The organism is Hydrogenophaga sp., from assembly GCF_051860785.1.
Taxonomy (GTDB): Bacteria; Pseudomonadota; Gammaproteobacteria; order Burkholderiales; family Burkholderiaceae_C; genus Hydrogenophaga.
On record NZ_JBIMLB010000001.1, the window covers coordinates 499057 to 509687 of the forward strand.

The following is a 10631-nucleotide window of genomic DNA, read 5'->3' on the forward strand; positions in this document are numbered from 1 at the left end:
GTCCCTGCCATGACCAACATCGAAGAACTCAAGAGCACCGGGCTCAAGGCCACCTTGCCCCGGCTGAAGATTCTGGAGGTGTTCCAGAACGCCAAGCAACGCCACATGACGGCCGAGGACGTGTTCCGCGTGCTGCTGGAAGAGCGCTCCGACATCGGCCTGGCCACCGTGTACCGGGTGCTGATGCAGTTCGAGCAGGCAGGCCTGCTCACGCGCAGCAACTTCGAATCCGGCAAGGCAGTCTACGAACTCAACGAAGGCCATCACCACGACCACCTCGTCTGCCTGGACTGCGGCCGTGTGGAAGAGTTCTACGACGCCGAGATCGAGAAGCGCCAGCAGATGGTGGCCAAGACCCGGGGCTTCTCGCTGCAGGAACACGCCCTCTCGCTCTATGCCAACTGCACCAAGACCGATTGCCCCCACAAGGGCAACACCCACAGAGCCTGACGCTCACTCTTCGCGCGACATGGCCGCGCGGTGGCGCGAAACGAATTCCTGGTAGGTGTCGATGCCGCGCAATTGCAGGATGGTGTTGCGCACCGCGGCCTCCACCAGCACGGCGATGTTGCGGCCCGCCACCACCTGGATCACCGCCTTGCGCACCGGCACGCCCAGCACGTCCTGGTACAGGGGTTCGTGGGGCATGCGCTCGTAGTCGCGCTCCATGGTCTCGCGCCGCACCAGATGCACAATGAGCGAGAGCCGCATCTTGCGCCGCACCGCCGTCTCACCAAAGATGGCCTTGATGTCGAGCAGGCCGATGCCGCGCACTTCCAGCAGGTTCTGCAACAGTTCCGGGCAGCGCCCTTCGATGCTGGTCTGGTTGATGCGGTAGAGGTCCACCGCGTCGTCGGCCACCAGACCGTGGCCACGAGAAATCAGCTCGAGGCCGAGTTCGCTCTTGCCCAGCCCCGACTCACCGGTGATCAGAACGCCCATGCCGAGGATGTCCATGAACACGCCGTGCATGGAAGCACGGTCGGCGAAATGGCGCGAGAGGTAGGCGCGCAGCACATCGATGACAAAGGCCGCCGACTCGTGCGTCGCGAACATGGGAATCTGCGCCCGCTCGCACATGGCGGTGAGCGCGTCGGGCGCAGTCTGCCCATCGGCCACCACCAGCACCGGCGGCTCCAGCGTGACGATGCGCGCCACACGGCGCTTGTTGTCGTCTTCGCTCGGACTGGTGAGGTAAGCGACTTCGCGCTCACCGAATACCTGCACGCGATAAGGGTGGATGTAATTGAGGTAACCGACCAGGTCGGCACCCGAGCGCGCCGCGCGGATCGCGACTTCGTCAAAACGCCGTTCGGAGGCACCCAGGCCGGCGATCCACTGCCACTTCAGGGCATCCCGATGGTCCTCGAAGAGGACATCGGCGCTGACGACGGTGGGTTTCAAAAGAGATCAGGCCGCAGCGTGGGCCGATTGCCAGGAAGTGATGAGTTTGTGCAACGCACCGGCGTCGCCTGAGGTCTTCATCTGCTCGCGCAGGGCACTGTCGCTCAGCAACTCGGCGATCTCGGAGAGGATTTCCAGATGCTTCTGGGTAGCGGCTTCGGGCACGAGCAGGAAGATCATGAGCTGCACGGGCTGCTCATCGGGCGCATCGAAGCCAATCGGGTTGCCCAGCTGGAACACGGCCGCCAATGGCTGCTTGAGGCCCTTGATGCGGCCATGGGGAATGGCCACGCCGTGACCCAGGCCCGTGGACCCGAGGCGCTCACGGGCAAACAGGCTGTCGGTGATGAGGGCGCGATTGAGTCCGTGAAGGGTTTCGAAGAGCAGGCCCGCTTCTTCGAATGCGCGTTTCTTGCTGGTCGCGTCCACGCTGACGAGCACTTGCGCGGCGGGCAATATGGCGGAGAGTCGGTTCATGTAAGCCCTTTCGGACCGCAAATTATGCCGAGTTGGGCCATCTTGAATAGACCGAAGGCACAAAAAAGCCGCTTGACAATCCAAGCGGCTTGTTGCATTGCAACATACGTCACGGCCCGCTCCACAGGGGCCGTGAAATGCTTCACATGATGCGTTTGACGGTGTCGTGGTGGTGGTCCTGAGCCTTGCTCTTGTAGCGCAGCACCTGGCGGTCCATCTTGTCGGCCAGATCGTCGAGTGCGGCATAGAGGTCCGCATGGGCACTCGCAGCAAAAAGGTCGCGCCCCTTGACATGGATGTTGCACTCGGCCTTTTGCCGCTGGTCCTTCTCCTTGAGGTTGTCCACGGTGAGCAGCACCTTGATATCGACCACCTGGTCAAAGTGTCGGGAGATGCGTGCGAGTTTGTCGGTGACGTAGCCGCGCAGGGCGGGGGTGACCTCGAGGTGATGACCGCTGATCGTCAAATTCATGAATGAACCTCCATTTGCTCCGGGTTGACAAAAGCCGCCGGGGGCAAGACCCCCTGCGGCCACGGGGATGTCTTGAACCCACTATGCCCATGAAAGGCGCCCGGCGCAAGCCGATACCCCGACAAAGAATGTAAAAAAATGGTGTTCATACCCCTGGGGGGAGCACGGGTTCATGTGCATCCTTCACGAGATGCGCTGCTCGCCAATGGGCAGTTCAAATGCCACACCGGGCACGCAGCGGTGTGTCATGATTTTGGGCAGCCAGCCAACGTCAACGCCACCGCCGCAGCGGGCGGGCCCGGAAAGTCACACCCTTGTCGCTCGACACCCTCATCACCCACAACACGCTGCTGCCCGCCACGCCAGACGCCCAACCCGACGCCTGCGCCCTGGTGCTCATGGGCGGTGGCGCCCGCACGGCCTATCAGGCCGGCGTGCTCAAGGCGATCGCTGCCATGCTGGCCACACGCTTGCCCGCCAGGGCGCACCCCACGCCGCCGCCGCAGCCGGCCTTTCCGTTCCAGTGGCTGTTCGGCACGTCGGCCGGGGCGCTCAATGCCAGCTACCTCGCCAGCCAGGCCGTGCACGGGCTGGAAGCCCTGCCCCGCCTGGCCACGTTCTGGAGCGCGCTTCGCTCGGAGCGCGTGTACCGGCTGGAAGCTCCGGGCTGGGTGCGTGCCAACCGCATCGTGGCCGGACTCACCCTGGCGCGCCAGGTGCGACGGCATCGCGCCCTCCTCGACACCTTGCCGCTGGTGGACACCCTGCATCGCGCCATCGATCTGGACGCGCTCGAGCGTGCGCTGGCACAGCGGATCATTCATGTGCTGGGTGTCACCGCGTCCAGCTACACCACGGGGGAACACTGGACCTTCTGCCAGACGCGGCCGGACCACCCGGTGCAGCCCTGGCACCGCCCGGGCCGCCGCGCCGATTTCCAGCCCATCACCATCGAGCACCTGATGGCGTCGAGCGCCATTCCTTTCCTGTTCCCCGCCGTGCCACTGTGGGTGGACGGGCACAAGGAGCATTTCGGCGATGGCTCCATGCGTCAGCTCTCGCCGCTGTCTCCGGCCATCCAGTTCGGCGCACGGCGGGTGCTGGTGATCGGCGTGGGCCAGCCGCAGCGCGCGGGCATGGCCGCGCGCCACAGCGGGGACCCCACCGCCGGCACCATCGCCGGCCACGCCATGGCCAGCGTGTTCCACGACACGCTGCAGGCCGACGTGGAGCAGACCCAGCGCGTGAGCCAGACGCTGGCGCGCCTGCCACCGGCGCTGGCGGCTGCGCTGCCCTACCGGCCAGTGGACGTGATGTCCATCCAGCCCAGCTTTTCCCTGGACGAACTGGCCCACAAACACATGCGCGAGCTGCCGGCACCCACGCGCAACACCCTGGCTGGCCTGGGCGCGGTGGACACCGCACGCAGCGCGGCGGGCAGTGCCGCGGCATTGGCGAGCTACCTGCTGTTCGAGCCGGGTTTCGTGAACGCCCTGATCGAGTTGGGCGAACACGACGCCTGGCGCAAAAAGGACGAATTGATGGGTTTCCTGGGCACGCCGCCTCCCATCGGCACGCAGGTCGCGGTGCCATAATCCGCCCTGTCCCCTACTTGGAGCACCTCATGGAAAGCACGCCACCCAGTTGTGTGCTTTCAGCTGCCCCCGCGATCGTCTGACCGCCGCGCCCCGCGCGGCACCTGGGTCGTGCGGCCGGCCGGCTGAAAGCACCGCCCGCCAAGCCCTTCGTCAGAACATCCAACCGCCGGGAGCGCCACCATGCTCAACGTATTCACCCTGGCCAACGGCCGCCTGTTCCAGGAAGAAATCGAATCGCTCGAGGAACTCGCGCAATTCAAGCCCATCTGGGTCGACCTGGAAGACCCCACACCCGAGGAGCGCCGCTGGGTCAAGCAGCACTTCGGCCTGTCCATCCCGGAAGACGCGATGGACGAGGACATCGAGGAATCGGCGCGCTTCTTCGAGGAGGACAACGGCGAACTGCACGTGCGCTCGGACTTCCTGATCGACGACGACGAAGATCCGCGCGCGGTTCGCGTGGCTTTTATCCTCAACGAGCACAACGACACCTTGAAAAGCAAGGGCGTGCTGTTCTCCATCCACGACGAAGACGTGCCGGTGTTCCGCCTGCTGCGCATGCGCGCGCGCCGCATGCCCGGGCTGATCGAGGACGCCAAGGACGTGCTGCTCATGCTGTTCGACGCCGACGCCGAGTACTGCGCCGACACGCTGGAAGACATCTACGACGAGATCGAGACGGTGAGCAAGCAGGTGCTCAACAGCAACGCCTCGGACAACCTGCTGAGCGAGGCGCTCTCGGCGATTGCGCGGCACGAGGATATGTCGGGCCGCATCCGCCGCAACGTGATGGACACACGCCGAGCGGTCAGCTTCATGATGCGCAGCCGCCTGCTGAGCGCGGAGCAGTTCGAGGACGCGCGCCAGATTTTGCGCGACCTGGATTCGCTCGACAGCCACACGGCCTTCCTGTTCGACAAGATCAACTTTCTGATGGATGCGACCGTCGGTTTCATCAACATCAACCAGAACAAGATCATCAAGATCTTCTCGGTGGCCAGCGTGTCGCTGCTGCCACCCACGCTGGTGGCCAGCAGCTACGGCATGAACTTCGACTTCATGCCGGAGCTGAAATGGCACTACGGATATCCGCTGGCGCTGCTGCTGATGGTGCTGTCGGCGGTGGTGCCGATGCTCTATTTCCGGAAAAGAGGCTGGTTGAGGTAGTGCCTCATTCGCGAAGCAACGCTTCGATGATTGCACCACTGTAGTGGCTGGCGACCTCGCGCAGGAAGCGCGGAAAGTCCACGTGAGCAGCGTCGTCGGCGCGGTCGGAGATGGTGCGCACCACGGCCAACGGCACGCCGTAGTCGTGGCACACCTGGGCAAAGGCAGCGCCTTCCATTTCCACCGCCAGCGCATCGGGCAGGGCCTCGCGCAACGTGGTGCTTTCGGTGGTGGTCGACACGAAGCGGTCGCCACTGAGCAGCAGGCCCTGGTGGCAGCGGGGCGTTTCCAGGCCGAAGGCCTTCATCACGTCCTTGCCGAGCGTGGCGGGCAATTCGCGCAGCACCTGTTCGCTGGCACGCACCAGCTTGTTGGTCAAGGTGGTGTCGGCATCGAAAGTGGAGCGGCCATACCCCGGCACCTCGTGGCGAGGAAAGATCGGTGAAGCGTCCATGTCGTGTTGCAGGAACTGCCGCGCCACCACCACATCGCCCACACGCACACCCGGTGCCAGCCCGCCCGCCACGCCGGTGAACACGATGCGCTGCACGCCAAAGCGCTCGATGAGCGCAGTGGCTGTGGTGGCGGCGGCCACCTTGCCGATGCCCGAGAGCACCGCCACCACGTCATGGCCATGCAGGTGGCCGCGCCAGAAAGTGCGCCCACCGAAGATCTGCTGTTGCTCGTCGGGCATGAGCCCGAGCACGGCGGCCAGCTCTTCGTGCAGCGCGCTGACGAGGGCAGTGGGGCCTGCCACTATTTCTTGTCGCGCAACTCGCGCCGCAGGATCTTGCCCACTGGCGTCTTCGGCAGCTCGGTGCGGAACTCCACCACCTTGGGCTGCTTGTAGCCCGTGAGGTTGGACTTGCAGTAATCGCGCACCTGGGCCTCGGTCAGGGCCTGGTCCTTCTTGACGATGACGAGCTTCACCGCCTCGCCGGACTTGTCGTCCGGCACACCTACCACGGCGCATTCCATCACGCCTTCGAGCTGGGCCACCACGTCCTCCACTTCGTTGGGATACACGTTGAAGCCGCTCACCAGCACCATGTCCTTCTTGCGATCCACGATGCGGAAGTAGCCGCGGGCATCCATCACACCCACGTCGCCGGACTTGAAGTAGCCATCGGGTGTCATGACCTTGGCGGTCTCGTCCGGACGCTGCCAGTAGCCGGCCATCACCTGCGGACCCTTGATGGCGATCTCGCCCGGCTGGCCTTGCGGCACCTCGACGCCGTCGTCGTCCAGGCACTTCATCCAGGTGTTGGGCAACGGTACGCCGATGGTGCCGCTGTACTCGGTGCTCGTGGTGGGGTTGCAACTGGCCGAAGGGCTGGTTTCCGAAAGGCCATAGCCTTCACAGATGGGGCACCCGGTTTTCTCCAGCCAGAGCTTGGCCACGGCGCTCTGCACCGCCATGCCACCGCCCACCGACACCTTGAGGTTGCGCCAGTTGACGGTGTTGAAATCCGGATGGTTGGCCAGGCCGTTGAACAGCGTGTTGACGGCGGGAAAGCTGTGGAAGGTGTGCTTGCTCAATTCCTTGAGCACCGCCGGCAGGTCGCGCGGGTTCGGGATCAGGATGGTCTTGCCGCCAGTGCGCATGGCCAGCATCATGTTCACCGTGAACGCGAAGATGTGGTACAGCGGCAGCGCGCAGACGCTGGTGGGCTGCTCGCCAGCAGGCACCTTCTTCATCACGGGGTTGTTCCAGGCCTCGGACTGCAGCACGTTGGCAATCACGTTGCGGTGTTGCAGCACCGCGCCCTTGCTCACACCCGTGGTGCCACCGGTGTACTGCAGCACGGCCATGTCGTCGGGTTTGATCTCGGGCCGCTTGAGCGTGCCGCGCGTGCCCTTGGCAATGGCGTCGTTGAAACGCACGGCCTGCGGCAGGTTGAAAGCGGGCACCATCTTCTTGACGTTGCGCACCACGTAGTTCACCAGCGCGCCCTTGAGCAGACCGAGCTGGTCGCCCATGGCCGTGAGCACCACGTGCTTGACCGGCGTGTTGGCAATGCACTGCTCCAGCGTGTGCGCGAAGTTCTCGATGATCACGATCGCCTTGGCGCCCGAGTCCTTGAGCTGGTGCTCCAGCTCGCGTGGTGTGTACAAGGGGTTGACGTTGACCACCACCAGACCGGCGCGCAGGATGCCGGCCACCGCCACCGGGTACTGCGGCACGTTCGGCATCATGATCGCCACGCGGTCGCCCTTGACCAGGCCTTTGCCCTGCAGGTAGGCGGCAAACGCCTGCGAGAGGCTGTCGGTCTGCGCGAAGCTCACGTCCTTGCCCATGAAGCTGTAGGCGGTGCGACCGGCGTGCCTCTGGAAACTTTCCTCCATCAAGTGCACGAGCGAGTCGTACTGGCCCACATCGATGTCGGCCGGCACGCCTTCAGGGTATGCACTCAGCCAGGGCCGTTGTGCCGTCGGATCGGTCATTCCTTGTCTCCTCTTTCGTTCTGGCTCGCAGAGCAGCGGAGCGGTCCGGGCGCTCTTACTCGATCGCCTTGGTCATGTCCTCGACGACCTTCTTGGCATCGCCAAAGACCATCATGGTCTTGTCCATGTAGAACAGCTCGTTGTCCAGGCCGGCATAGCCTGCGGCCATGCTTCGCTTGTTCACGATCACCGTCTTGGCCTTGTAGGCCTCCAGAATCGGCATGCCGTAGATCGCACTGCCCTTCTGCAGCGCCGCCGGGTTCACCACGTCGTTGGCGCCCAGGATGATGGCCACGTCGGCCTGGCCGAACTCGCCGTTGATGTCTTCCATCTCGAAGACCTGGTCGTACGGCACCTCGGCCTCGGCCAGCAGCACGTTCATGTGCCCCGGCATGCGGCCCGCCACCGGGTGGATGGCGTACTTCACCGTGATCCCCTTCTCGGTGAGCTTGTGCGCGAGCTCCTTCACCGCGTGCTGCGCGCGCGCCACCGCCAGGCCGTAGCCCGGCACGATCACCACCGTCTCGGCGTTGCCGAGCACGAACGCTGCATCGTCGGCGCTGCCGCTCTTGACCGGTCGCGCCTCGGCCTTGGCGCCACCGGCTGTGGCCGCATCACCCCCGAAGCCACCCAGGATGACGTTGAAGAACGAGCGGTTCATCGCCTTGCACATGATGTAGCTCAGGATCGCACCCGATGAGCCCACCAGCGAGCCGGCGATGATCAGCATGGAGTTGTTCAGGCTGAAGCCGATGCCCGCCGCCGCCCAGCCCGAGTAGCTGTTGAGCATGGACACCACCACCGGCATGTCGGCGCCGCCGATGGGGATGATGATGAGCACGCCCAGGATGAAGCCCAGCGCGATCACCAGCACGATGTCGATCCAGCTCTGCGAGTGCCAGAAGCCGAAGATGAAGAACGCCGTGGCCAGGCCCAGCAGCAGGTTGAGCTTGTGCTGCCCGGCAAAGGTGACCGGCGCACCCTGGAACAGGCGGAACTTGTACTTGCCCGAGAGCTTGCCGAAGGCGATGACCGAACCACTGAAGGTGACCGCGCCGATGAACGCGCCCAGCGCGAGTTCGATGCGGTTGCCGCCCGGGATCGGATCGCCCTTGGCGACGATGGCAAACGCCCAGGGTTCGGCCACCACGGCCACGGCGATGCAGACCGCCGCCAGACCGATCATGCTGTGCATGAAGGCCACCAGCTCGGGCATCTTGGTCATCTCGACCCGGTTGGCCATGATGGCGCCGATGGCACCGCCGACCACCAGGCCACCCAGCACCCAGACCATGCCCTGCGCCTTGCCGCCGGAGAGCTCGACGATGAGCGCGGCCGTGGTCAGCACGGCGATGGCCATGCCGCTCATGCCGAAGAGGTTGCCCCGGATGGAGGTGGTGGGATGGCTCAGGCCCTTCAAGGCCTGGATGAAGCAGACGCTGGCAACCAGGTACAGCAGCGTGACCAGATTCATGGACATTATTGGGCCCCCACGTTCGTCACTGGCGTGTACTCACTGCCCCCCAGGGGGGCGCGAGCTTGCTTGAAGCGGTTCAGCGCGGCGCTCATTTGGCTGCCCCTTCGGATGCCGCCGGCGCCTTGCGCTCCTTCTTCTTGAACATCTCCAGCATGCGCCGGGTGACCAGGAAGCCGCCGAAGACGTTGACCGCGGCCAGCGCGACGGCCAGCACGCCCATGGCCTTGCCGAGGTTCGTCTCGGTCAACGCGGCAGCCAGCATGGCGCCCACGATCACGATCGCCGAGATGGCGTTGGTCACCGCCATCAGAGGGGTGTGCAGCGCGGGCGTGACGTTCCAGACCACGTGGTAGCCCACGTAGATGGCCAGCACGAAGATGATGAGGTTGAGGATGGTAGGGGAGACGGCTTCCATGGCTTATTTCCTTTTCACTTCACCGTTCTGGGTCATGAGGCACGCGGCCACGATGTCGTCGTCCATCGGCACCTGAACCGCCGTGGCGTCCTTGGGCAGCACCAGCTTGAGGAAGTCGAGCACGTTGCGCGCGTACAGCGCCGAGGCATCGGCCCCCACCAGCGCCGCCAGATTGGTCTCGCCGATGATCGTTACGCCGTGTTTGACCACGGTGCGGTCGGTCTCGGTGAGCGGGCAGTTGCCACCCAGGCCGTCAGCTCCCTTGCCGGCGGCGATGTCCACGATCACCGAGCCCGGCTTCATGGACTTGACCATGTCCTCGGTGATGAGCACGGGTGCAGCGCGGCCCGGAATGAGCGCGGTGGAGATCACCACGTCGGCCAGCGCCACCCGCTTGGCCACTTCGGCTTTCTGGCGCTCCAGCCACGAAGGCGGCATGGGCCTGGCGTAGCCGCCCACGCCCTCGGCGGCCTCTTTCTCCTCTGCGGTCTCGTAAGGCACGTCGATGAACTTCGCGCCCAGCGACTCCACCTGCTCCTTCACGCTGGGGCGAACATCGCTGGCCTCGATCACGGCGCCCAGGCGTTTGGCGGTGGCAATGGCCTGCAGGCCAGCCACACCCACGCCCAGGATCACCACGCGCGCGGCCTTGACCGTACCGGCCGCCGTCATGAGCATGGGGAAGAAGCGCTGGTATTTGTCGGCGGCCATCATCACGGCCTTGTAGCCGGCAATGTTGGCCTGGCTGGAGAGCACGTCCATGCTCTGCGCGCGCGTGGTGCGCGGCGCGGCTTCGAGTGCGAAGGCCGTGAGGCCGGCGCTCGCCATGCGCTGCAGGCCAGCCGCATCGAAGGGGTTGAGCATGCCGACCACCGTGGCACCGGGCTTCATATGAGCGAGCTCGTTGTCGAAGGGAGTGCGCACCTTGAGCACCAGGTCGCAGCCCAGCGCACCGGCCGCATCGGTGATCTCGGCGCCCACGGCCGTGTAGGCCGCGTCAGGCGAACTGGCGGCCACGCCAGCACCGCTCTGCACCCGGACCGTGTGGCCTTGCGCCACGTACTTCTTCACCGTCTCGGGCGTCACCGCCACTCGGGTTTCGCCCACTGTCGTCTCAGCGGGAACGCCTATCAGCATGAGGGTCTCCTCACTCACGGGGTTGGTATGAAAGTCGGG

Annotated in this window: 11 protein-coding genes; 3 read left to right on the forward strand and 8 right to left on the reverse strand. The window is 64.9% G+C overall.

The features are described from left to right. Positions 1 to 9 precede the first annotated feature (9 nt). Positions 10 to 450: a ferric iron uptake transcriptional regulator gene (gene fur / locus ACTIF6_RS02335; protein ID WP_439586387.1), complete on the forward strand. Its 441-nt coding sequence runs from the start codon at positions 10 to 12 to the stop codon at positions 448 to 450. Between the two features lie 3 nt (positions 451 to 453). On the opposite strand, the gene hprK is transcribed toward fur, so the two are convergent. The 3 genes from hprK to hpf form a co-directional block, all read right to left on the reverse strand. Beyond that, the gene (hprK, locus tag ACTIF6_RS02340; protein ID WP_439586388.1) at positions 454 to 1404 is read right to left on the reverse strand and encodes an HPr(Ser) kinase/phosphatase; all 951 of its coding nucleotides are present in this window, start codon (positions 1402 to 1404) and stop codon (positions 454 to 456) included. Between the two features lie 6 nt (positions 1405 to 1410). Then, a complete protein-coding gene (locus tag ACTIF6_RS02345; protein WP_439586389.1) occupies positions 1411 to 1881 on the reverse strand; it encodes a PTS sugar transporter subunit IIA in 471 nt (156 codons plus the stop codon). Positions 1882 to 2023: 142 nt separating this feature from the next. Next, positions 2024 to 2353, reverse strand: a complete 330-nt coding sequence (hpf, locus tag ACTIF6_RS02350) for a ribosome hibernation-promoting factor, HPF/YfiA family (protein WP_439586390.1) — start codon at positions 2351 to 2353, stop codon at positions 2024 to 2026. 314 nt (positions 2354 to 2667) lie between these two features. On the opposite strand from hpf, the gene ACTIF6_RS02355 reads away from it, so the two are divergent. Together ACTIF6_RS02355 and corA are read left to right on the forward strand one after the other, a co-directional pair. Continuing rightward, positions 2668 to 3948 carry a patatin-like phospholipase family protein gene (locus ACTIF6_RS02355; protein ID WP_439586391.1) on the forward strand — a complete coding sequence of 427 codons (1281 nt, stop codon included), beginning with the start codon at positions 2668 to 2670 and terminating at the stop codon, positions 3946 to 3948. 183 nt (positions 3949 to 4131) lie between these two features. After that, positions 4132 to 5118 carry a magnesium/cobalt transporter CorA gene (gene corA, locus ACTIF6_RS02360; RefSeq protein ID WP_439586392.1) on the forward strand — a complete coding sequence of 329 codons (987 nt, stop codon included), beginning with the start codon at positions 4132 to 4134 and terminating at the stop codon, positions 5116 to 5118. A gap of 4 nt (positions 5119 to 5122) precedes the next feature. Here corA and ACTIF6_RS02365 read toward each other — a convergent pair whose 3' ends face one another. The 5 genes from ACTIF6_RS02365 to ACTIF6_RS02385 all read right to left on the reverse strand — a co-directional run bounded on the left by ACTIF6_RS02365 (position 5123) and on the right by ACTIF6_RS02385 (position 10592). Continuing rightward, positions 5123 to 5875, reverse strand: coding sequence for a 5'-methylthioadenosine/adenosylhomocysteine nucleosidase (locus tag ACTIF6_RS02365; RefSeq protein ID WP_439586393.1), 753 nt, complete (start codon positions 5873 to 5875; stop codon positions 5123 to 5125). Next, on the reverse strand, positions 5875 to 7563 hold the full coding sequence (locus ACTIF6_RS02370) for a long-chain-fatty-acid--CoA ligase (protein WP_439586394.1): 1689 nt from the start codon (positions 7561 to 7563) through the stop codon (positions 5875 to 5877). Before ACTIF6_RS02370 ends, ACTIF6_RS02365 begins: the two co-directional genes overlap by 1 nt. Positions 7564 to 7618: 55 nt before the next feature. Continuing rightward, the gene (locus ACTIF6_RS02375) at positions 7619 to 9043 is read right to left on the reverse strand and encodes an NAD(P)(+) transhydrogenase (Re/Si-specific) subunit beta (protein WP_439586395.1); all 1425 of its coding nucleotides are present in this window, start codon (positions 9041 to 9043) and stop codon (positions 7619 to 7621) included. Positions 9044 to 9128: 85 nt separating this feature from the next. Continuing rightward, positions 9129 to 9455 (reverse strand): NAD(P) transhydrogenase subunit alpha, encoded by a 327-nt coding sequence (locus ACTIF6_RS02380; RefSeq protein ID WP_439586396.1) that lies wholly within the window; start codon positions 9453 to 9455, stop codon positions 9129 to 9131. Positions 9456 to 9458: 3 nt separating this feature from the next. Next, positions 9459 to 10592 carry a Re/Si-specific NAD(P)(+) transhydrogenase subunit alpha gene (locus ACTIF6_RS02385; protein WP_439586397.1) on the reverse strand — a complete coding sequence of 378 codons (1134 nt, stop codon included), beginning with the start codon at positions 10590 to 10592 and terminating at the stop codon, positions 9459 to 9461. Between the last annotated feature and the right edge of the window lie 39 nt (positions 10593 to 10631).

What these genes read in the sequence shown, in the direction of transcription:
- fur (WP_439586387.1), top strand. Translation starts at nt 10, where the DNA reads ATGACCAACATCGAAGAACTCAAGAGCACCGGGCTCAAGGCCACCTTG.
- ACTIF6_RS02345 (WP_439586389.1), bottom strand. Translation starts at nt 1,881, where the DNA reads ATGAACCGACTCTCCGCCATATTGCCCGCCGCGCAAGTGCTCGTCAGC.
- hpf (WP_439586390.1), bottom strand. Translation starts at nt 2,353, where the DNA reads ATGAATTTGACGATCAGCGGTCATCACCTCGAGGTCACCCCCGCCCTG.
- corA (WP_439586392.1), top strand. Translation starts at nt 4,132, where the DNA reads ATGCTCAACGTATTCACCCTGGCCAACGGCCGCCTGTTCCAGGAAGAA.
- ACTIF6_RS02370 (WP_439586394.1), bottom strand. Translation starts at nt 7,563, where the DNA reads ATGACCGATCCGACGGCACAACGGCCCTGGCTGAGTGCATACCCTGAA.
- ACTIF6_RS02375 (WP_439586395.1), bottom strand. Translation starts at nt 9,043, where the DNA reads ATGTCCATGAATCTGGTCACGCTGCTGTACCTGGTTGCCAGCGTCTGC.
- ACTIF6_RS02380 (WP_439586396.1), bottom strand. Translation starts at nt 9,455, where the DNA reads ATGGAAGCCGTCTCCCCTACCATCCTCAACCTCATCATCTTCGTGCTG.
- ACTIF6_RS02385 (WP_439586397.1), bottom strand. Translation starts at nt 10,592, where the DNA reads ATGCTGATAGGCGTTCCCGCTGAGACGACAGTGGGCGAAACCCGAGTG.